This is a genomic window from Saccharibacillus brassicae, from assembly GCF_006542275.1.
GTDB classification, from domain to species: Bacteria; Bacillota; Bacilli; order Paenibacillales; family Paenibacillaceae; genus Saccharibacillus; species Saccharibacillus brassicae.
In genome coordinates, this window is the sequence record NZ_CP041217.1 from 1,871,116 (window position 1) to 1,892,650 (window position 21,535).

Annotated in this window: 19 protein-coding genes; 1 reads left to right on the top strand and 18 read right to left on the bottom strand. The window is 46.2% G+C overall.

Annotated features, from left to right (window positions below; translation table 11 throughout):
- Positions 1-228: 228 nt before the first annotated feature.
- The 5 genes from FFV09_RS07930 to galU all read right to left on the bottom strand — a co-directional run bounded on the left by FFV09_RS07930 (position 229) and on the right by galU (position 4,063).
- Positions 229-1,521, bottom strand: coding sequence for an ArnT family glycosyltransferase (locus FFV09_RS07930; protein ID WP_141447324.1), 1,293 nt, complete (start codon positions 1,519-1,521; stop codon positions 229-231).
- A complete protein-coding gene (locus tag FFV09_RS07935; protein ID WP_141447325.1) occupies positions 1,521-1,982 on the bottom strand; it encodes a GtrA family protein in 462 nt (153 codons plus the stop codon). Before FFV09_RS07935 ends, FFV09_RS07930 begins: the two co-directional genes overlap by 1 nt.
- Positions 1,966-2,361: a DUF2304 domain-containing protein gene (locus FFV09_RS07940; RefSeq protein ID WP_141447326.1), complete on the bottom strand. Its 396-nt coding sequence runs from the start codon at positions 2,359-2,361 to the stop codon at positions 1,966-1,968. Before FFV09_RS07940 ends, FFV09_RS07935 begins: the two co-directional genes overlap by 17 nt.
- The gene (locus FFV09_RS07945; protein ID WP_141447327.1) at positions 2,358-3,071 is read right to left on the bottom strand and encodes a glycosyltransferase family 2 protein; all 714 of its coding nucleotides are present in this window, start codon (positions 3,069-3,071) and stop codon (positions 2,358-2,360) included. Before FFV09_RS07945 ends, FFV09_RS07940 begins: the two co-directional genes overlap by 4 nt.
- A 95-nt stretch (positions 3,072-3,166) precedes the next feature.
- Positions 3,167-4,063: a UTP--glucose-1-phosphate uridylyltransferase GalU gene (galU, locus tag FFV09_RS07950; RefSeq protein WP_141447328.1), complete on the bottom strand. Its 897-nt coding sequence runs from the start codon at positions 4,061-4,063 to the stop codon at positions 3,167-3,169.
- 323 nt (positions 4,064-4,386) lie between these two features.
- On the opposite strand from galU, the gene mraY reads away from it, so the two are divergent.
- On the top strand, positions 4,387-5,340 hold the full coding sequence (gene mraY / locus FFV09_RS07955; RefSeq protein ID WP_141447329.1) for a phospho-N-acetylmuramoyl-pentapeptide-transferase: 954 nt from the start codon (positions 4,387-4,389) through the stop codon (positions 5,338-5,340).
- Positions 5,341-5,475: 135 nt separating this feature from the next.
- Here mraY and FFV09_RS07960 read toward each other — a convergent pair whose 3' ends face one another.
- The 13 genes from FFV09_RS07960 to FFV09_RS08020 form a co-directional block, all read right to left on the bottom strand.
- Entirely contained in the window at positions 5,476-6,882 is a 1,407-nt protein-coding gene (locus tag FFV09_RS07960) for an undecaprenyl-phosphate glucose phosphotransferase (RefSeq protein ID WP_141447330.1), read from the bottom strand.
- Positions 6,855-7,808 (bottom strand): glycosyltransferase family 2 protein, encoded by a 954-nt coding sequence (locus FFV09_RS07965; protein WP_141447331.1) that lies wholly within the window; start codon positions 7,806-7,808, stop codon positions 6,855-6,857. The genes FFV09_RS07960 and FFV09_RS07965 overlap by 28 nt, the downstream gene beginning before the upstream one ends.
- 182 nt (positions 7,809-7,990) lie before the next feature.
- The gene (locus FFV09_RS07970) at positions 7,991-8,917 is read right to left on the bottom strand and encodes a glycosyltransferase family 2 protein (protein WP_141447332.1); all 927 of its coding nucleotides are present in this window, start codon (positions 8,915-8,917) and stop codon (positions 7,991-7,993) included.
- Between the two features lie 9 nt (positions 8,918-8,926).
- Positions 8,927-9,772, bottom strand: a complete 846-nt coding sequence (rfbD, locus tag FFV09_RS07975; RefSeq protein WP_141447333.1) for a dTDP-4-dehydrorhamnose reductase — start codon at positions 9,770-9,772, stop codon at positions 8,927-8,929.
- Positions 9,769-10,791: a dTDP-glucose 4,6-dehydratase gene (gene rfbB, locus FFV09_RS07980; RefSeq protein WP_141447334.1), complete on the bottom strand. Its 1,023-nt coding sequence runs from the start codon at positions 10,789-10,791 to the stop codon at positions 9,769-9,771. The genes rfbD and rfbB overlap by 4 nt, the downstream gene beginning before the upstream one ends.
- A gap of 57 nt (positions 10,792-10,848) precedes the next feature.
- The gene (rfbC, locus tag FFV09_RS07985) at positions 10,849-11,397 is read right to left on the bottom strand and encodes a dTDP-4-dehydrorhamnose 3,5-epimerase (protein WP_141447335.1); all 549 of its coding nucleotides are present in this window, start codon (positions 11,395-11,397) and stop codon (positions 10,849-10,851) included.
- Positions 11,398-11,413: 16 nt separating this feature from the next.
- The gene (locus FFV09_RS07990; RefSeq protein WP_141447336.1) at positions 11,414-12,157 is read right to left on the bottom strand and encodes a sugar phosphate nucleotidyltransferase; all 744 of its coding nucleotides are present in this window, start codon (positions 12,155-12,157) and stop codon (positions 11,414-11,416) included.
- 215 nt (positions 12,158-12,372) lie between these two features.
- Positions 12,373-13,344, bottom strand: a complete 972-nt coding sequence (locus FFV09_RS07995) for a glycosyltransferase (RefSeq protein ID WP_141447337.1) — start codon at positions 13,342-13,344, stop codon at positions 12,373-12,375.
- Between the two features lie 16 nt (positions 13,345-13,360).
- The gene (locus FFV09_RS08000) at positions 13,361-14,650 is read right to left on the bottom strand and encodes an ABC transporter ATP-binding protein (protein ID WP_141447338.1); all 1,290 of its coding nucleotides are present in this window, start codon (positions 14,648-14,650) and stop codon (positions 13,361-13,363) included.
- A gap of 37 nt (positions 14,651-14,687) precedes the next feature.
- Positions 14,688-15,467 (bottom strand): ABC transporter permease, encoded by a 780-nt coding sequence (locus tag FFV09_RS08005; RefSeq protein WP_246098550.1) that lies wholly within the window; start codon positions 15,465-15,467, stop codon positions 14,688-14,690.
- A gap of 42 nt (positions 15,468-15,509) precedes the next feature.
- The gene (locus FFV09_RS08010) at positions 15,510-18,704 is read right to left on the bottom strand and encodes a glycosyltransferase (protein ID WP_141447340.1); all 3,195 of its coding nucleotides are present in this window, start codon (positions 18,702-18,704) and stop codon (positions 15,510-15,512) included.
- 224 nt (positions 18,705-18,928) lie between these two features.
- Entirely contained in the window at positions 18,929-20,086 is a 1,158-nt protein-coding gene (locus FFV09_RS08015) for a class I SAM-dependent methyltransferase (protein ID WP_141447341.1), read from the bottom strand.
- 140 nt (positions 20,087-20,226) lie between these two features.
- A complete protein-coding gene (locus FFV09_RS08020) occupies positions 20,227-21,147 on the bottom strand; it encodes an NAD-dependent epimerase/dehydratase family protein (protein WP_246098551.1) in 921 nt (306 codons plus the stop codon).
- Positions 21,148-21,535 lie beyond the last annotated feature (388 nt).

Consider the following 21,535-nt stretch of genomic DNA (forward strand, 5'->3'; position numbering starts at 1 on the left):
TCCATCCGCCTTGTCGGCCTGCCGGCACGGCTCCATCGGGGCGTTCAGGCAGGCTGTTCCAACATAAGTCTATGCTACGTGCAGAGGCGTGTCAATTCTTTGTTCGCATGGAATGCGAACAGTTTGGAACAGCCATTGGGCGAACCAAAAACCGCCCCGGCAGCGGGGCGGTTCGGGGCAGGTTCGGGGTAACGCATGCGGCTTGCGCAAGCCGCTCTTGCGCGCTGCTTACAGATCTGAGCGGACGGCCGTTCCTTCCCCGCGAAGCGCGGCGCGGCGGGCCCGGTACCGGTCATGCAGCGCCAGCAGCGCCGGCGCGGCGAACAGCGCGAACAGGAACAGGTTCGGGTAGCCGTAACGCGGAATCGCGATAAACGGCACGTAGATCAGCGTAAAGTAGGCCAGCACGGCGAGCGGCACGGAAGCGCCGCTCCATTTTTTTCGATACGCCAGCCATATCCCGTAAAGGCCGAGCAGCACGTACGCGGCATGGATCGGGAAATACGGCGCCCAGGTCAGGCCCATAATCGGGCGTTCCCAGTAAGCGATACCGTACAACCCGCCGAACTTGCCTGCCGTGTAGAACGCCGCGTATTTGAACGGTTCGTGCATGAACCCGTAGGCGACCATGCGCCCGGCGGCCTGCGCCATCGAGTCGTCGGAACCGCTCATGACGTCGCCCCCGTATTCGGGGTATTTGTCGTAGAAGCCGTCCGGCACCTGCCCGAACGCGGTCGAGCCGAGAATCATCGGACTGCCGACCGCTTCGGTAAACGGAATGAACCGGCCGAACGCCTCGTAGTTGCGTATCCACCACGGCGACATCAACAGGGCGAACACGCCCAGAATGACCGCGGTATAACCCAGCATTTTGTCGAAAGCATACCGCCGCGCCAACCAGAACAGCCCCGGCACGAGCGGCAGCAGCGCGGCATGCGGCTTGAAATAGCAGAGCGCGGTCCAGAAGACGGCGAACAGCGCCCAGTTGAGAACACCGGGCTTGTCCAGCCCTTTGAACAGCCAGCAGACACTCAGCATCAGGCACAGCCGGAAGCCGGACTCGGTCAGGATCGAACCGGAGACGAAGTAGTCGGGCAAATAAACAGCGAGCAGCACCGCTGCCGTCATCGCGGTCCGTCCGCTGCCGAATACCCGCCGAGCCAGCACGAACATCAGATACACGCCGAACGCCTGAAAGGCTCCCTGCAGAAGCCGCAGCAAGATGACGCCTCCGGCTTCGCCCGCGATCCATTTGGCGCCGGCCAGCAGCAGCGGAAACAGCGGCATGATGAACGTGGACGGCGCTTCGCCGGTATTATAGGACAGCACGCCCGTCTCCAGCAGCCGGTCGGCGGTCTGGGCGTACTTGACGTCGTCGTCGTTCATCTTCGCGTACGAGCCGAGCAGCAGCCGGTCGCCGTAGGCGAGCGAAACGATACAGCTTGCGGCAAATACGAGCAGGCACAGCAGCAGCAGGCGTCTGCGCGTTTGCGCGGTTTCATTTTTTAAGGAGAACACCATTACCTTCTTTCCCGCTTCGGCGTCCGGAACGCCCACGCTTTGTTCAAAATGAAGTTATGAATCGGGACGAGTACGATCGACGTAATCTGTCCGTATACGTACCACCAACCGAACACTTGGTCGAACAGGTACAGAATCAGCAGGTTCAGCAGCAGCCCCACCAGGGACACGACCGTATACTTGACCAGAACGGAAGCCGAACGCTTGCTTTGCTTGAACGTCCATCTGGCATTGGCGGCGTACGAGAACAGCAGCGACAGCACGAATCCGAGCGTCGATCCGACCAACGGGCTGCCGTGCCCTTTTTCCACGTAGAGCAGCAGGGTCCCGGTCTGAAGCAGCGTCCCGCCGACCCCGATCACGCCGTACTTGATAAAATCGGGCAGATGGTCGCGCAGAAACGGCGGCAGCAGGCGCAGCAGGCTTTGGCCCGGCTTCCGCGTTCTATCGTTCGTCCGCATCCGCCGTCCCTCCTTCGGTCCGTTCCAGCCGGCGTTCCAACTGCTCCATCCGGTGGCGCATCAATCCGAGTTCCTGGGTCAGCGTACGCAGCTTGCGGGAATGATTGGAGAGCGAAGCGGTCATGCTGTACAGGATGAGGAAAATGGCCGAGACGGCAAGCAGGAACACCGCGTTCACAGGCACTTCGATCCCCATGACGTCCGCGATGAAAAAGAAGATCTGCGGGAAAACGGCCACGATTACGCCTGCCGTGCTCAGGAAAATCCACACCAGCGCGTATTTCAGTTCGAGCTTGTACCGCCGCGTCCGGTTGATGAAGACGGCGAAGACGACGACGCTGAACAGGATCAGCAGCAGCTGCAGCTTGAGGGTAATCATAGCGACTTCGCCCCGCTTCTGCGCAGCGCGTCGATCAGGATCGCCAGCGATACTTTGATCATGTAATAGACCGAGCGCAGGCTGCGGATCGACGAGCGGCCGCCGACCCGTTCGGACATGAGCACGGGCACTTCGACGATCCGGCCGCCGAGGCGCAGCACGTGCACGATCGATTCGGGTTCGGGGTAATCGGTCGGATACTGGGCGGCGAACATCGCCATGATGCTGCGGTTGACCGCCCGGAAGCCCGAGGTGGGATCGGTGACGGTCTGCCCGCTGATCAGGCGGATCAGCCCGCTGAAATACCGGATGCCGGCGCGGCGCAGCAAGGTCGACTGGAAGCCTTCCTTCTCGATATAGCGCGAGCCGATCGACAGGTCGGCCCGGCCGCTGAGCAGCGGTTCGATCAGCGCCGGAACGAACTCCGCCCGGTGCTGGCCGTCGCCGTCGAATTGGATCGCGATATCGTAGCCGTGCGCGTACGCGTATTTGTAGCCGGTCTGCACGGCTCCGCCGATGCCGAGATTGCAGGGCAGGGTGATGAGGTCCGCCCCGGCGGCGGCGCAGACTTCGGCGGTCTCGTCGGTCGAGCCGTCGTTGACGACAAGCGCGGTCAGCCCCTGCTCCCGCAGCGCGATGAGCAGCGGGCCGATGCTTTCGCTTTCGTTGAAAGCGGGAATGATCAACAACACTTTCGGATTAGGCGGCAATGCGCAGTTCCCCTTTGGCCTCTTATAGTCAAATCTGGCGTTAGAACGTCACAAGGAAGCCCGGCCTCGCGGCCGGGCTTCTTGTTTGTGCTATTTTAACGCTTTTCTTCGAGTTCGGCCAGTGCCTTCTTCATATAAGCGGCCAGCGGCTCGCGCATTTCGTCTTTTTGCAGCGCGTAATGGATCGTCGTCTCGATAAAGCCGAGCTTGACGCCCACGTCGTGACGCTGTCCTTCGAAGTTGTACGCCAGCACTTCCTGCGTCTCTCCGAGCGTCGCGATCGCGTCCGTCAGCTGGATCTCGCCGCCCGCGCCGGTCGTCTGATGTTCCAGAATATCGAAGATTTCCGGAGTCAGGATGTAGCGGCCCATAATAGCCAGGTTCGACGGCGCGTCTTCCCGGTCCGGCTTCTCGACGAGGCCGTTCGCGCGGAAGGTGCGATCTTCGCCTTCCATCGCTTCGCTGTCCACGATGCCGTAACGGAACACGTCTTCCCACGGCACTTCCTGCACGCCGACGACCGAAGCCTGATGCTTGTCGAACACGTCGAGCATCTGCTTGAGGCACGGCGTGTCGGATTCGACGATATCGTCGCCGAGCAGAACGGCAAACGGTTCGTTGCCGATAAACTTGCGGGCGCACCAGATCGCATGGCCGAGACCTTTCGGTTCTTTTTGGCGGATATAATGAATATCGGCCATGTTGGAGGCGTTGCGCACCTCTTCGAGCATCGCCCATTTCTCGTTCTCTTCCAGATTGTGCTCCAACTCGAACGAAGTGTCGAAGTGATCTTCGATGGCGCGCTTTTCTTTGCCCGTCACGATGATGATGTCTTCAATACCCGATTTCACGGCTTCTTCGACGATATACTGAATCGTCGGCTTGTCGACGATCGGCAGCATTTCTTTGGGCATGGCTTTGGTAGCCGGCAGGAAGCGCGTGCCGAGACCGGCTGCCGGAATGATCGCTTTGCGGATTTTCTGTGTATTCATTATAATTCCTCCTAGAAAATGTGGACTTAACTATGTAGGTGAATCCAGGGATCGATTGCATCCGGCCGCGGGGTCCGCTTTGCCGGTTTCGCATAAAAGCGAATGAAATAGGAGCCGACGTTCCTGCCCGGCTGCTCTCATTCTAGACGCGTGAACCGGAAAAAGCCAAATTGTGTCCGGCTTCTCTTGTAGCGGACGTACAAATTGCTTAAAATAAGGGAGTTACAGCGTTCGCATTCGCGTCCTACATAACCTCGATGTCTATTATTAACCGATAGAGCCGCTTCAAAATCCGAAATGCCGATTGGAGAATACTGAAAACCATGAATTTTTACACATTGATCGCCGCTATCCTCTCGTTTGTCCTCGTCGCCCTGCTGTCGCCGGTCTGGATTCGCACGCTTCGCCGCATCGGCTGGCTGCAGCCGATCCGCAAGGAACTGCCGCCCGATCATCAGGCCAAAAAAGGTACGCCGCTCATGGCGGGCATGGTGTTCATGATCGGCGTGCTTATCTCGCTGATCGCCCAGCCGACGCCGATGATGTGGCTGCTGGCCGCTTCATTCATCCTGCTCGGCATCGTGGGCTTCAGCGACGATTTCAAAAAAGCCGCTTTCCAGGACCCACAGGGCATTTCGGGCAAAGCCAAACTGGTCATGCAGTTCACGTTCACGATTGCGCTGCTGCTGATCGCGATGAACAGTTTCGGCGTCGAGCCGACGATCGCGTTCCCGGGCGGCTTCGTCTGGACGCTGCCGGCCGCCGTCTACTTCGTGATCATGCTGCTGTTCATCGTCGGCTCGGCCAACGCGATCAACTTCACCGACGGTCTGGACGGCCTGCTGATTATCGTCGCCATTCCGACCTACCTGTTCTTCTTCGTCATCTCGGACGAGCCGGCGATCAAGTTGTTCTCGCTCGTTATGGTCGGCGCGCTGCTCGGATTGTTCCTGTACAACAAATATCCGGCCAAAGCGTTCATGGGCGACACCGGTTCGCTTGCGATCGGCGGCTCGCTGTCGCTGATGGCGGTCATCGAAAAAGTCGAGATTCTCGTCCCGCTGCTGTTCGTCATCTATTTTGCGGAACAGTTCTCGGTCATTATCCAGGTCGCCTACTACAAACGTACCAAAAAGCGGATTTTCCGCATGACGCCGATCCATTACCATTACAGTCTGAAATACGGCTGGAACGAACGCAAAATCGTGGCCGTATTCGGCAACGTCTCGTGGCTCGGAGCGTTCTTGAGCTGGTTGATCTGGTATTTGTGGATGTAAGCTTGGACTATAAAAGACCTGCTGCCTTTCGAGAGGCAGCAGGTCTTTTTGCAATACGCGTTGATCAGGAAATAGGGAACTCAAATAAAAAGAACGGATATCGGCAAAATGCCGAAACCCGTTCTTTTCCTTATTTTAATAAGCATTCCGATCCGTCAGCATCTTGTACACCGTAATGAACACGAGCCGAATGTCGAACAGAAGCGTCCAGTTCTCGATATAAAACAAATCGTATTCGATCCGCTTCTCGATCGACGTGTCGCCCCGCAGCCCGGCGCACTGGGCGTATCCGGTAATGCCGGGATGCACGTGATGCTTCAGCATGTAATTCGGGATCCGTTCGCGGAACAACTCCACGTAATGCGGCCGTTCCGGCCGGGGTCCGACGACGCTCATCTGTCCCAGCAGCACGTTGAAAAACTGCGGCAGCTCGTCCAGGCTGGTGCGGCGGATGAACGTGCCGAATTTGGTGCGGCGCGGATCGTTCTCCGTCGTCCAGCCCGTATCTTCGTCATCGGATACCTGAGCCTGCATCGAGCGGAACTTGTACATCTGAAAAGTCCGCCGGTTGAACCCGACCCGCTCCTGCTTGAAAATGACCGGCCCGGGCGAAGTCAGCTTCACTCCGATCGCCACCGCCAGCATGATCGGCGACGTCAGGATGACCGCGATTGCCGCGAACACAACGTCGAACAGCCTTTTGAAAAAGCGGTTGGCGGCCAGATCGAGCGGCACTTCGCGCACGTTGATCAGCGGCATGCCGGCAAAATTGTCGAACACGGGACGGGTCGGCAAAAAGTCGTAGTAGTCCGGAACGATCATCGTATGTACGCCGGCCCGCTCGCAGATCTCCATCAGTTCCGGATACCGGTCCGAATGGCCGTACGGCATCGCCAGAATGACTTCGTCAATAATGCGGAAGCGATCGAGCATCGCCTGCAAATCGTCCAGTTTGCCGAGCACTTCGGGGTATTCGGTCTGCCCTTTTTTCCAATCCAGCTCGTCGTCCAGAAACCCGACCACGTCGTACCCGAGTTCCGGATGATGCTGAAGATTCAGATAGAACCGCCGACCGAGCGCTCCCGCGCCCACGATCAGCATGTACTGCTTGTTATAGCCGCGGCGCCGCATCGTTCGCAGCACCTGCTTGACGACATAGCGATACAGCACGATAAGTACGACGCTCAGCGCCATGTAGAGGAATAAGTAGGAACGCGAAATATTGATTTCTTTGGCAAAATACATCGTGCCGAGCAGCAGGAAAAAACCGATGACATGCGTCTGCACGACCCGGATGAAATCGTCCGCGAACCGTTTGCGCCGCTTGGGCGAATACAGGCCGCTGATCAGCCCGGTGAGCAGCGCGATCGCGCCGTACACGAGACTCCAGACGAGGTAATACTTGATCGGAATCGGATAGACGAAGCCGAACAACCCGCTCTCGAACCGCAGCCACCAGGCAAGCAGAAACGACGCCTGAATGACCGCCATGTCGGCGACCATGTAGACCTGGGTCAGAAATTGCTGATTTTTGCGGAGCATGCTTCACCTCGACCCGGCAGAGCCGAACTTTCTCCCCCGCCCGGAGGCGGAGCCTGCGTATCCTTGACCGGACGCAGCCGGTTGCGCACGAGCGTCATCGCAAACTTCACTCCGATCCCCGTGTAAATGAATCCGTTGACCGGCCAGGCGTATTTTTCCCGGTAATGTTTGCGGTAGAACAAGATCATCGCCCGATGGAACTCGTACAGCAGCTTGACCGGCCGACGCTTGCTGCTGGCGCCTTTGTAATGCAGGATGAACGTCCGCGGATAATACAGGATCGCCCAACCGGCCTGCTTGATGCGGTAGCACCAGTCCAGGTCTTCGCCGTACATGAAAAAGTTCTCGTCCAGCATGCCGACTTCCCGAATCGCTTCCGCGCGCACGAGCATGAAAGCTCCGACGAGGCAGTCTACCGCGTGCTCTTCGTCCGGGTCCAGGTAGCTTAGCTGGTACTGGTTGTACTTCGGCTTGTCCGGGAACATCTTGGACACGCCGAACATGTAGTAGAACGAAGCGGACGGCGTCGGCAGCCCCCGCTTGCAAGTCTTGTCGAGCGATCCGTCGGCCAGCAGCACTTTGCAGCCTGCCGCGCCCGCGTGCGGATTCTCGTCCATGTAAGTCACCATCGTTTGCAGCGTATCGGACTGAATGACCGTATCCGAATTGAGCAGCAGCACGTAGCGGCCTTTGGCGATCTTCATGCCCTGATTGTTGGCTTTGGCAAACCCGACATTCTCGCGATTGGCAATAAGCGGGATAGAAGGGAAAGTACGCGACAGGACCTCGACCGAGTTATCGGACGAGTTGTTGTCGATCAGAATGATTTCGTAGCGGTAGCGGGTTTGCGAAGCAAACACCGAACGGATGCAGTCTGTCGTCAGCTGGCACGTATTATAGTTGAGAATCAGTATACTTACGTCCATGATCTGATTACGCTCCTGACAAATGTAATGATAAATATCTATGTGGTCAAAAAAAGACGAACGAAAAAAAGACCTCCGGATTCCTCTATACAGAGTACCACAGAGATCGCAGGAATGGAACTTTGGATTCGGTTAAGGAAAGACTTGGAAGTGTTCCCCATGAACTTCATAACGGCCCCGATTTAAATATAACCGCTCAGAATCAGCAGGCGAAACAGCCTGTTCTCCAGAGCGGACTGGCGGTACAGCTTGGAGCTTCTCAGGTAAGCCGCGCGCTGCCCCGGAGTCGTCCGCGGCGCGATAAAGGCTTCCAGCTGCCGCAGCTTCTCGGAATCGCCGAGCTGCCCGCCATACAGACGATGAAATTCCCTGGCCTGCGCGACCAGCTTGTGCGCCCCCCGATGCTTGCGGAAGCTGCCCCATTTTTTCTTAAGCTTGCCGAGCGCCGACACTTCGCCGCCGACCGCGTTGCCGCCGTGCTGCCGATACAGGATCGAAGGCTGCGGATCGTAGATCGCTTCCCCGAACGCGGACACGCACAGATACAACCACCAGTCGTGCATGAGCACTTTGTCCGTTTGCGGCATATGCTCCCGAATCAGCTGCAGCGCCGCGCGGTTGAACGTGACGGTGGCGCCGACCGCGATGTTCTGCACGAGCGCATTATAAAAAGCGGGTTCCCGCTGCGGCCGCTCCGGCCATTGTCCCAGCGGATTCAAGTCCGCGTCGGCCAGCTGCGTCGACGTGAACACCATCGCCGGAACGCCGGCCTTCACATCGGACAGACGACCTGCCGCCCGCTCCATTTTATCCGGCAGCCAGACGTCGTCCTGATCGCAGAAGCAGAAGTAGTCGGCCGTCTCATCCGCTTGGCGAATCAGTTCGAAAAAGCTCGGGATAACGCCTATGTTCTCGCCTTTTTCCAAAACGATGTCATGGGATTCCGATGTCCGATACCGTTCGACGATCGCGGCCGTTGCGTCGGAAGAACCGTCGTCACGAACGCGAAGCGACCATCCCCCATGCCCCTGCCCGGACAAACTGTTCAACTGCGCCTGGATATAGCTCTCCCCGTTATAGGCGGACAGCAGTACTTCGACTCTGTTCATCGTTCACCCTCATTGCTTGGCTTGTGTCATAAAACGCTGCAATCCGTCCCGCCAATGCGGTAGGTCTTCGAGATCGTTGGCGCGGATCGCCGTGTGGTCCATCACCGAGTACGCCGGGCGCTTGGCCGGACGGGGAAACTGCTCCGTCGTGACCGGCAGCACGTCGACTTCAAGGCCGGCTTCCGCAAATATCGCTTCCGCAAACTCGTGCCAGGAACAATGTCCGGCATTGGATGCGTGGTAAACGCCGTATTTTTCCGTTTGGATCAGCTGCAGCAGGAAGACGGCCAGATCCACCGTATACGTCGGCGAGCCCACTTGGTCATGCACAACGCTCACGCTGTCACGGTCCGCTCCCAGCTTCAGCATCGTTTTGACGAAGTTGCTGCCGCGCGGCCCGTATACCCACGAAGTTCTCACGATAAAATATTTCGAACTGAGCGACTGGGTCAGCACTTCGCCCGCCCGCTTGCTCTCGCCGTAGACGGTCTGCGGAGCCGTGTTGTCGTATTCCCGGTACGGGCGATCGGCCTGTCCGTCGAACACGTAGTCCGTGCTGATATACACGAACTTGGCTCCGGCCTGTTCGGCGGCGACGGCCAGGTTGCGCGTTCCGGCAGCGTTAACGCGATAAGCGCCGTCCGCGTCTTCTTCCGCCGCATCGACAGCCGTGTAGGCAGCGCAGTGAATGATGACTTCCGGCATAAAATCGCCGATTACTTCATCGCACCGCCGCGGATCGGCGATATCAAGTTCTGCCCGGCCGCACCCTCGGACTTCATGGCCCTCCTGCTTCAGCAAAGCCACGACGTCGCTGCCGAGCTGTCCGTTCGCGCCGGTAACGAGCACCTTCATTGCGATTCTCCAAGTCGTTCGCCGTACTGCTGGGCATAATACTGTTCGTATTCGCCGGATTGAATCCGGGTCCACCATTCTTTGTTGTCCAGGTACCAGGCGATCGTCTCGCGAATGCCGGTCTCGAAATTATGCTTCGGCTTCCAGCCGAGTTCGTTCGTGATCTTCGCCGGATCGATACCGTAGCGGCGGTCATGGCCCGGACGGTCCTGCACATACGTAATCAACGATTCCGGCTTGCCGAGCTGTTCCAGAATCGTGCGGATGATATGCAGATTGGTCCGCTCGTTGTTGCCCCCGATGTTGTACACTTCGCCGTTCACCCCTTCGTGAATGACAAGGTCGATCGCGCTGCAGTGGTCTTCGACGTACAGCCAATCCCGGATGTTAAGACCGTCGCCGTATACCGGCAGCGGCTGGTCGTTCAGCGCTTTGGAGATAATGAGCGGGATCAGCTTCTCCGGGAATTGATACGGGCCGTAGTTGTTGGAGCAGCGCGTAATATTGACAGGCAGTCCGAACGTCTCGTGGTAAGCGCGTACGAGCAGATCGCCGCCCGCTTTGGAAGCGGAGTAAGGACTGTTCGGCGTCAGCGGCGTTTCTTCCGTGAACAGGCCGGTCTCGCCGAGCGTCCCGTACACTTCGTCGGTGGACACCTGCACGAATTTGGTCACGTTATGCTTTTTGGCCGCGTCGAGCAGCACCTGAGTGCCGAGCACGTTCGTCTTCACGAACACGTCCGGTTCCAAAATACTGCGATCCACATGCGATTCCGCCGCAAAGTTGACGACGATGTCTACGCCCTGCCCGATCAGCTCGTCCATCTTGGCCGCATCGCAGATGTCGGCTTTGACAAACGTATGCTTCGGATTCTGCTCAATGGCCTTGAGGTTCTCCAGGTTGCCTGCATAGGTGAGCGCATCCACGTTGACGATTTCGTACTCGGGATGCTGCTGAAGCATGTATAACACGAAGTTGCTGCCGATAAAGCCGGCTCCGCCGGTGATGAGTAGTTTCATGGGTTAGTTGCCTCCTGTTCTCGTGTAAAAAGCTCTCCTTGCGGAGAGCCCTGTATCTTATTCGAAGTTCAGTTCCGCGTCTTGCAGCAGCGGATGCTTTTGATCTTTTTCCGACAAGACCGGGTTGGACGTTGGCCAGTCGATGCCAAGTGCCGGATCATTCCACAGGATGCCCCGGTCGTGCTCCGGCGAGTAATACTCGTCGACTTTGTACATGACCTGAGTGTTGGGAACCAACGTGCAGAAGCCGTGCGCAAAACCTTGCGGAACGAGCAGTTGGCGATGATTGTATTCGCTTAAGATAAACCCTTCCCATTGGCCGAAAGTCGGCGACCCGCGGCGGATATCGACGATGACGTCGTAGATTGCACCGGCGACGACGCGAAGCAGCTTGGTCTGGGCTTTGGGGTTCAGTTGGTAGTGCAGGCCTCGTAGTACGCTGGGCTGAGCAGATAAAGACTGATTGTCCTGGATGAAGTTATATTTGACGCCCGCTTCATGCATCAGGGTTTCGTTGTAACTTTCCATGAAAAATCCGCGATGATCGCCGTGTACGATAGGTTCGATCAACGCAGCCCCTTCGAGTCTTAAAGGAGTAACCTTCATAGTCAAATCCCTCCTGTCAAAGTTTGAGCTTGCCGAATTCTTCTCCAAAGATGATCTCTTGAGCCAATTCATTGGCACGCGCAAGGGAAGCATGAGTCCCGGCATCCGTCCACCAGCCTGTGAGCACATCATAAGTCAACTGCCCGTTGGCAATATAAGCGTTGTTCACGTCGGTAATCTCAAGTTCTCCGCGAGCGGACGGCTTGAGCGTTTTGACGATATCAAACACGCTCCGGTCAAACATGTAAATGCCGGTTACCGCATAACTGCTTTTAGGCTCTTGTGGTTTTTCCTCGATCGATACGATCTTATCCCCGTCGATTTCCGGAACACCGAAGCGCTTAGGATCATGGACTTCTTGGATCAGAATCTTGGCCCCAAGCATCTGGGTACGGAAGTTTTCAACGAACGGTGTAATATCGTCTTCAAAGACGTTATCTCCCAAGATCACGACCATTTGATCTTCACCGACGAAGTGCTCGGCAAGATTCAAAGCTTGGGCAATGCCTCCGGCTTCGTCTTGTACTTTGTATGTAAAAGATACGCCCATATTCGACCCGCTGCCGAGTAGGTTTACAACATCGCCCATATGATCTTTGCCTGTTACAATAAGAATGTCTTCGATTCCGGCAGACTTCAATTTGTAAACCGAGTGGAAAATCATCGGGTATTTCCCTACTGGGAGAAGGTGTTTATTTGTAACTTTGGTGAGCGGATAAAGGCGTGAGCCAGTACCCCCAGCTAAAATTATACCTTTCATCGCATATCTCTCCTCTACTTTTCCTTCTATTTGTAATTAATTAGTTTTGAAAAAATGAAATAGGAATAGAAACTACTACAGAAATTGTGAACCTATGATTCCATAAATATGAAAAGGTAAATGAAATACAGAAAGCAACGAATTTTGACACAAAAAGGCTAATTTTAAAAACCCTTAAGTATTAAGAGTTTTTATAAAAATGAATGTTAATTGGTCTATTCTTGTAAATATTTATACAAAGATTCTCTAAGCTTCGCATCATTCAAAAAAATTAATTCAGGTTCCTTTTCCCCTTTTCTAGTAGCTGCTTCTAGGTACATAAGCAAAACCCAAAGGAGCTTATCATTGCCTTGTAGATTAATTGATTCTATTAATTGTTCGATATCTGTAATCAGGTTCTCAGCGAAAATTTTCTTTTCTTCAAAACGATGAATGTGCGCCGCATAGATCCAACAGATCTCAAATAACATATGTTTTCGATTAGTATGGATCGTATTTGTTCCATGGATGCGATAACGTATTAATGCTTCTTCTATAAGAACGCATTCTCCAAAATCAGCAGCTCTCAGAGCAAAATCCCAGTCATGCGCAAAACGCAAATTACGCATTCCTCCAATTGATTCGTATAATTCCTTAGTAAACATCATATTGCTTGTAGTTGAAATGAAGTTAGACATTATTAAGTTTTTAGTAAAATCATTCGCTCCTGCAAAGGATTTTTTTTTATCCGCCACTGGCCAAGGTTCCATATTTCTCCAACCTTGCTTCACTCCTAAAACTTTCCCTTTCTCATCAATTATCTTGATGTAAGAGCATAACAGCTTAACTTCTCTATTTTCATGAAAATATTTGATCAACTTAGCGAATCGTTCTTTTTCATATACATCGTCTGAATTTAATATCGTGAGATATTCACCTGTTGCAAGCTCTAATCCACGATTAATAGTATTATGTGCTCCTTTATTTTCCTGAGCAATCACTTGCAGTCGTGGGTCATTAAAAGATTGAGCGATATTTAGGGAACGATCTTTGGAACCATCATCAATTATAATTAGCTCTAAATTCTGATACGTCTGATTCAAGACACTATTAATTGCTTCTTCAATGAATTGTTCATGGTTGTACAACGGAATAACTACAGAAATTTTATCTGCCTGAGGTATACTACTTTTTTTTTTGAAAAACATTCTTAGCATCTCCCTCTCATAATATTTTTTCGAAGTTTATATCTTTGGGGACAAGATACCCTCGTCCTTCCTGATATGGTCGCATATCTCTTACCACAATGACTAGTACATCGTTAATCCACTGGATCTGCTCATGAGCTTGATAAGTTCCTGTAGCTAAAGCAATGTCTAAGGAATATTTTCCGTTTCTCAGATAGGGAAATTCCATTTTGAATTGGTAATGATAGGACTTATTAGATTCCAAAGTTTCTAGCTCAACTTTTTCAAAATGTGTATTTGTTACAATGACTGAGTTTCCTAAGGCATCTTTAAGAGTGAACCCAAATATCGGCATATCAACTTTTTTTTTCAATTTAACCTTGAAGTCGAGAGCAACTTTATCTCCTCCCGCAACCACATTTGCTTCCGCACCTGTTTCTAGATTGATTAAACGTACTGTTTCAAAAAAACCATCTCCATTGCCAAAAGTTTGGGCACGAATTATTCCAGATAAAGCACTCTTTACTTCAGAATCAACTTCAGAGTTAACTTGATATTCACCATTATAGGTTGTAACTGCTTGCATTTCTTTAATATCATAGCTCATAAATGCTTGATATTCGTCTAGGATTTTATCTGGTCTACCTTCTTTGAATATCTTTCCTTCGTCCATCCAAATTATACGATCACAAAAACTTGCTAAAATCCCTGTATCGTGACTTACAAACAACACTGTACCGGTTTTTTTGACTTCACGAATTTTACGATAACACTTTTGTTGAAAACGCATATCTCCTACACTCAGAGCCTCATCAACTATCAATATTTCCGGATTAATATTGATAGCGATAGCAAAAGCAAGTCTCACAAACATGCCGCTAGAATATGTTTTAACTGGCTGATAAATAAAATCTCCTATGTCTGCAAATTCTAAAATTTCCGGTATACTATTATCTACATATTCTTTAGTGTAACCTAATAACGTTCCATTCAAATAAATGTTTTCTAAACCAGATAGATCTCCATTAAATCCTGCTCCCAATTCAAGTAAAGCCGATACATTCCCTTTGACTTCAATTGTTCCTGAAGAAGGAGATAATACGCCTGCTATCATTTTTAACAAAGTTGATTTTCCTGATCCATTTTTACCGATAATGCCTACGGTCTCTCCTCTTTTAACATTAAAAGTAAGATTGTCTACTGCATAAAAATCTTTATGGTATTTTTTCTTCAGAGGATTCAAAACTTCTCGTACACGATCCATCGGCTGATTATATAGCTTATAAATTTTAGAGACGGCATTTATATCAATCAAGCGCTCTTCCAAAACATTACCTCCTATATCTGCGTAAACCAATCTGTTCTTATAGTACGTCTGCAAAGTGAGATTTCATCTTTTTATAGAAAACCAGTGATATCAAAGCTAATAATAAAGTAATCCCCCAAAAATAAATAGTTTGAGTAGGGTGTTCGAAAAACCACTTATCTTCAATAAGAGCATCTCGATATCCATTAATAATATAATATATAGGATTTAATTTAACTAACCACAGTAAATTATGAGGAATTATAGATTCCTGCCACATAATTGGAGTGAGCCATATTCCGAATTGAAGAAATATCCCTACAATTTGTGTAGTGTCTCTGAAGAAAACATTTAGTGTAGCTAAAAAATAAGATAAAGCTGTGATTAACGCAAACAAGCAAATATTGAAATAAAGAATGCTCAATAAATGAATCCCTGGAAAGTCTCCATAAAGACTATAAATCAAAATTAGCAAAATATTAAAAGCTATATTCAAAAAAAACGATGCTGTGACTTTAACTAAAGGCAATAAGGCTATTTTGAAAACAAGCTTTTTAACTACAAAAGAATAACTTGTAAAAGCACCTGTTGAATTGATCACTGCGTCTGCAAAAAAGTTCCAAGGAATCATTGCTGCGCACAACCAAAGAATAAATGGTACATTTGAAATTGGTTGTGCTCGAAATCCAACTTGAAATACAAACCAAAAAATCAGGATAGTCATAAGAGGCTGAACAACTGCCCACAGAACACCGAAGTAAGATCCAGAATATCGGTTTTTAAAATCACTTTTGGACATATTTATGAGCAATTTTCTGTTGTTCCAAAATTCTCGCATTACACTCACTAGTTGCTCTCTCCTTTAATTAAAACAAGTCTGCTATTCATATTTTTCTAAAGCTTTCTGGAAAGAATCTTTCATCAATTCTGCGGCTCTCCTAGATGAGAAAAAATCAATATTTTGAAAAGCATTTTTACTTGCATTCTCTTTGTACAAGGTTAAATCAGAATAGAAATTGTCGAATTCTTTTTTCAGCTGCCCTATTTCATTACTTTGTGATACTTTTCCAATGTTATTTTCAGTTACAAATAATCCGATATCTCCAACATCTGTAGAAAATATAGGTGTTCCTACGCACATGGCTTCAATTGTAACAATAGGTAAGCCTTCGTAGAGAGAAGTAATAAACAACCCTTCTAACGCTTTGACAAACTGAGATACATTTGAAATGTACTTAATTCTATGGATTCTATCATTTAATTGATATTGATTTATTCTTTCATCGACCTTTTCAGATAGCTCTCCATCACCAACCATAATAAAATCTATATGTTCATACTTTTCTACAATATATTTAGCAAGTTCAGTTAATTTCAAAGGCTGCTTTTGCTCAGTAAATCGACCAATGAAGGCAAAATATTTTTTCTTAGCATCTAAATTTAATTCTTGAAGAACCGAATCCCTCATATACCCTTCTTCTGTCATTTTTTTTATTTTTTCAGTATCCGTTGCAGAATAAATCAAATCAATATCAGCAGCCGAAATTCCATATGCGTTAACAAATTTCTCTTGAATTTTTTTGTTAACCGCAATGTAACGATCATATGAATGAATAGCAGGTCGGTTGTAATATTCAATCCAGCCGTACTGATAATCATAGACATCTTGAACAACGATTGGAATAGAGTGAAATATCCTTCTTATCTCGCTTGAATTATTCATCATCCATGGTGAGTTGTTACATATCCATACTAAATCTGTAGAATAAGAAAAATTCAATTTTTCTAATAAATAATTATAATTTTCAAAAGAAGAGATTTCAGCAAAGTCATAATAATCAATACCTAGCTGTACAATTTGGTAAAATAGGCTTCCTTGTTCAAATCGATGTGATTCAAAGGTAATAACAACAAAATCATAATCACTCTTTAAGCGACTCATTAATTCAATTGTATTCCGCTCTACCCCTCCTACAGCCATAAATACAGGTAATACGAATACTACCGGCTTATTCTTGGCTTTGAGTGAAAAACTGGACTGATCATTGAATAATAACTTCGTTTCTGGCTTCCAGATTCTTAATGTACCATCCTCTAATTTATTTATATTAGGAATGGCATCTGTTAAATCAATCTGCTGTTCAATTTTTTTGCTACCAGGGATACGCAATATTTTCCCTCGAGCAGCCGTGTTAGCTTCACCATTCACCAACTGATTGTAGCTTCCATATGAAGCAGCTATAAGTGTACAATCTTGTAATGAAAAGTTGTAGATATTAGGATACGAGCTTAATCCATCCGATAAAATGATAAAATCATAATTATACTGTAACAGACATAGGCTAGCATTTAAGAATTGTACGGGTTCGAGACTATGATGCATATTTGAGATTTCGTAAATATATTCGGTATAGGATTTTTCAGTATTTGGCCTAGTATCGGCAGTTATTTTCACGTCTTCAAGATGGGAACATATAGAAGAATACTGTTCAATTAAGCCCTTTTGATTTATGTGAGATGGCGTTTTAACAGTAATCCATACTTTTCTCTTTGCAACAATATTTCCATCGATCAAAGGTTGATTAGCTCTCTTAGCAGGCTTAGGACCATTTAAGATTTTCTTCAAAATTCTCTTTCCCAATTTAGCAACATTACGAAATTGATATATTATTCTTTTGAACAAAAGATAATTAACTTGATATTTGATTTCAATGTATTCCGTATTTTTCGGCAATTCTTTACTGATTAGTATAGGATCGATTTGATTCGAAAAATTATATTTCTGATTCTTCACTTTTTTTGCATTTGTATATTCAAATAAGATATCTTCCTTTTTCACTTGATTAACATATGCTACAGCACTTAAAAGACGAATTTTGCAAAAATCATCTAATGCATCAAATCTTATTCGTCCTAAATCTACAGCAGGTATATCAATACTCAACTTAACAATTTTCGAACCCGCAGTATGAAAAACTTCTGATTTTGTTTCTGTAAACTGATTGCTTTTATCATAAAATATCTGTGCTCTTCCAAAAAACAAATATCTAAATGTATATCTTTTAGCTTTATACTTAGGCAAGTTAGGCAAACCAGCGTAATCATACGCTAATCCCAAATACATATAGTACCTAAATATAATCGAGTACAATTTGGAACATATTTTCTCGATTAAATCATATTGCTTGTACCGCATTAGTCTTTCCATAATCTTTGTCATTTGAATCATCAAATATATGAGTATTCGTCCTCCGTCTCCTATCATGTCAACTTTTAAATTCTCATCAATATACTCACTGTATTTGTAATGGAACTCATCAATATCCAATTTTATTTCTTCTTTATTAAGGTTAGGATGCAGACGTTTGAATGTATTCAATTCTCCACCAGCAGACTCTTGCCTTTTGCAAAATTTTTCTACACTATCGTAAATATGATCATGATAGCCTAAAGCATTGGGATTATAGATGATTTGAACACCTTTTTTATGTAAGCGATAACCTAGATCAACATCTTCAAATCCATACTTTTTGAATTCTAAACTGAATAACCCTTTTACTTGTTCAAGCTTTTCACGAGCTACGCTTATGTTAGATGTATAGAAATGTCGAAAATCCACAACTTCAAAAGGTCGCATACCCACAAAGCCGAATTGTTCACAACCAATATCCGTAATATGTTTCATTAAATGATTCATTTTAATACCAGGGCGCCAATCAATACATCCAAGCGAAGCAAAATTGCTACCATTTTTCAAATATGCTTCATAATGTTCATTAACAAAATTCAAACTAGGGAAAATATCATCTCCCGTGAATATTATCAATTCCCCTTTTGCATATTGATAAGCATGGTTTCTCGCTTTAGAAGCTCCTCCATGCTTATTTTCTAAGACCCGCATAGGAAGATCATGACAAGCTTTTAAGACCTCTACTGAATTATCAGAAGATTCATCATCAGAGAAAATCAATTCATATTCATAATTCGTTACTTTATTAACTTTTCTCCATTGTTCGAGCAGTTCAGTTAAAAGTGAAGCCCGGTTATATACTGCTATAATCACGCTAACTTGCATTTCAACACCGCCATATGAAAAATTTATAATGATTACTTTTTGATATCACACGATCCTGCTTATGCAAGTCAAAGTACAAAAGTAAGATCAACGTATTATATTGGTTGGTATACAATAAATCCAAGGAACGATTTGTTGTACCAGCTGTTTAATCATTTGAAAATTTTTCTCTAATTTAGATTTTTCTTAAATAAATTCCAGAAATATTCAAGTATACTTGCTATTCAAGTAGATTCTTCTTCATTTTGATTCTCTTTCATAGCGATGATCATTTTATTGTAAAAAACATCTACAAATTCACTAACTTCAACTTGCGACAAGATTTTAAAATATCCATTAAGCGTAATGTATGTAGCATTTTCAAAATCACCTCTAACCTCAAACTGAGGATCAATATTAATGAATAAAAAACCTTGTCGATAGTATTGAAGTGCATTTAATGGTAAAGCGTCATGCGTAATGCCATCCGTTTGAATTTTTTCAATATTACAAATACAAAAGTTATCCTCAATCGGGTCGAATCTTAATTTAGAAATATTATTATGATGAGTGAGATCGAATGTCACTGAAAACTTGTTATCTTCATAACTGACCATGACTCCCGTTTCTTTATGTTCTGGAGAATACGGCTGCTCATCGGAAGCAACATATAGTGACGCAATATTGAGTCCAGCAGGATTATCATATTTGTAAACTGAATTTAAGTTTAAATTCGAAAATGCCTGCTCATTATTGGAACAGATAGCGATCATATATTTTCCATTTTCATCAATGTCAGCATTTTTTAATAGCTGTACTTTATGATCAGCATGCATTTCTTCAAATATACTTGATACCGCATAAAGAGATTGATTATACATTTTCAAATACATGAATTCTCGCTGTAAAAATTCCTTATACTCCTCAACATAAAATTCATGAATATGATATGGATTGTGATATCCACTTCGGTCCGTATAAAGCAACTTATTGGGTGTTGAAATAATCAATATTCCATTCTTAGAAAGCACACGTTTTGCTTCTTCTAGAAAGCGTTTTTGAATAGCTTGATCTACATGCTCAATCACTTCCAAACAGATGATACAATCAAATTCTTCATCAGCAAACGGAAGCTCTTCCAGTGAACCCAGTACAAAGCTTAAATTTTTCTGTGCTACATATTTTTGTTTGCACCACTCTACTGATTCTTCAGAGATATCAATTCCCACTACACTATCAGCATACTGAGACATCAATAAAGAACCATACCCGGTACCACATCCTGCATCCAAAACTTTCATGTCTCTCAAGTTTTTAGATATGATAGAATAACGATGAACGTGCTCTGCTTCAATCTCCAACCCATCACTATCGGGGATAAATCTTTCACCTGTATATTTCATAAGTTCTTAAAACCTCCTGATTAAAATCATTCATAAAATAGTTCGTTGAAGTTGCACCTAAATGCAAAATAAAGTCTGTAAAGAAATTTTTTGTTTATAATTTTTACTTTCTTCGTATTAAATAAAGTAGAACCATAATTTTATCTAAGGGTTTCGAAGATCATTTTTTCTATTCCTTGTTTTAAAGATATTGAAGGATGATAGCCAGTCAAACTACTCATTTTGGTGTTGTCCACTTTATTCTTCATCAAAGTTTTATTTGTTGATGCTTTTTTTGTTAAATAGACTGACGAGTCCATGACTTCTTCAACAGTTTGAATAACTGTTGATATGCTAGTACAAACTCCACTAGATATATTAACAATCTCATTAGATACATTCATTACTGATCGATACGTAGCTTCTAAGAAATCGTCAATATAAATAAAGTCTCTTACTGCTGCCGTGTCCCCCCAAAAAACAAATTCCTCGCTATTACTAATTTTATCAATAAGTACAGGGATAATCCCTTGATTTCTCTGAGGATTTTGTATGCCACCATAAGGATTAGACACTCTCAAAATAAGAAAAGGAAATCGATTTGTTTCATATTGTTTAATCTTGATCAAATTTTCAAAATATAATTTTTGCAAACCGTATATATTTACTGGATTAAGACAATCATCTTCTGTAGCGTATTTATCTGAATCGCCATAAACTGTACCTGCAGATGAAAGAAATACAAATTTAGAAATTTTATTTTGAAAACAATGATCAAGTAACTTTAAAAAGGGAATGTAATTATTCAAAATATCTTTTTCTAAGTCATTAAATGTGTTTGTTGCATTTATCGACCCTATGGCATAAAGAACAGTATCCCCTGGTTTGATTAAAGTCTCAAAATTGACGAATGTATTTATATCGAGTTCCTTAAATGTAACATTCTTATCTAAATGCTTTTCATAAGTAGATTTTTTTCCAACAATCGTCACATTCCATTTTTTTTGATTGAAATAATTAGCAAGATGTGAGCCTAAATATCCACATCCAATAATTAGTATACTTTGCATTTGCTCCTCCATTTTCACGTTAGAATTTTCTTATTCGGATCAGCGGTTAAATTATTCATTTAAATAATTCATTAAAAGTTACATAATATTACTCTATCTGCTCCAGAATTGTTTGAAAAACAACATTAAAATATAATTCATTTGTTTATATGATTATTTTTTAAAAAATAAGGAACACTTAAAAATCAAAAAAATATTTTAAGCTTACTTTCTCCCTGTTACAATGATATTAAATTACGTATTAATTTTTATTACGGAGTTGGTGATTCATTTGTTACCGATAAGTTGTATCGATGTTACACTTAAATATATGTTTCATGTGTAAATCATTAAAAATACTATCATTTTCAAACTAAGGAGCTATCACCTTGACTAACCAAGTATACGGTAATATGTATGA

Bases quoted from the DNA above. Each gene is read 5' to 3' on its own strand.
- FFV09_RS07940 (WP_141447326.1), bottom strand. From the start codon at position 2,361: ATGATTACCCTCAAGCTGCAGCTGCTGCTGATCCTGTTCAGCGTCGTC.
- FFV09_RS07960 (WP_141447330.1), bottom strand. From the start codon at position 6,882: ATGCTCCGCAAAAATCAGCAATTTCTGACCCAGGTCTACATGGTCGCC.
- rfbD (WP_141447333.1), bottom strand. From the start codon at position 9,772: ATGAAGGTGCTCGTTACCGGCGCGAACGGACAGCTCGGCAGCGACGTC.
- mraY (WP_141447329.1), top strand. From the start codon at position 4,387: ATGAATTTTTACACATTGATCGCCGCTATCCTCTCGTTTGTCCTCGTC.
- FFV09_RS08015 (WP_141447341.1), bottom strand. From the start codon at position 20,086: ATGAAATATACAGGTGAAAGATTTATCCCCGATAGTGATGGGTTGGAG.
- FFV09_RS07970 (WP_141447332.1), bottom strand. From the start codon at position 8,917: ATGAACAGAGTCGAAGTACTGCTGTCCGCCTATAACGGGGAGAGCTAT.
- FFV09_RS07995 (WP_141447337.1), bottom strand. From the start codon at position 13,344: ATGTTTTTCAAAAAAAAAAGTAGTATACCTCAGGCAGATAAAATTTCT.
- rfbB (WP_141447334.1), bottom strand. From the start codon at position 10,791: ATGAAACTACTCATCACCGGCGGAGCCGGCTTTATCGGCAGCAACTTC.
- FFV09_RS08005 (WP_246098550.1), bottom strand. From the start codon at position 15,467: ATGCGAGAATTTTGGAACAACAGAAAATTGCTCATAAATATGTCCAAA.
- FFV09_RS07990 (WP_141447336.1), bottom strand. From the start codon at position 12,157: ATGAAAGGTATAATTTTAGCTGGGGGTACTGGCTCACGCCTTTATCCG.
- FFV09_RS08010 (WP_141447340.1), bottom strand. From the start codon at position 18,704: ATGCAAGTTAGCGTGATTATAGCAGTATATAACCGGGCTTCACTTTTA.
- FFV09_RS07930 (WP_141447324.1), bottom strand. From the start codon at position 1,521: ATGGTGTTCTCCTTAAAAAATGAAACCGCGCAAACGCGCAGACGCCTG.
- galU (WP_141447328.1), bottom strand. From the start codon at position 4,063: ATGAATACACAGAAAATCCGCAAAGCGATCATTCCGGCAGCCGGTCTC.
- FFV09_RS07965 (WP_141447331.1), bottom strand. From the start codon at position 7,808: ATGGACGTAAGTATACTGATTCTCAACTATAATACGTGCCAGCTGACG.
- FFV09_RS07935 (WP_141447325.1), bottom strand. From the start codon at position 1,982: ATGCGGACGAACGATAGAACGCGGAAGCCGGGCCAAAGCCTGCTGCGC.
- FFV09_RS08020 (WP_246098551.1), bottom strand. From the start codon at position 21,147: ATGGAGGAGCAAATGCAAAGTATACTAATTATTGGATGTGGATATTTA.
- rfbC (WP_141447335.1), bottom strand. From the start codon at position 11,397: ATGAAGGTTACTCCTTTAAGACTCGAAGGGGCTGCGTTGATCGAACCT.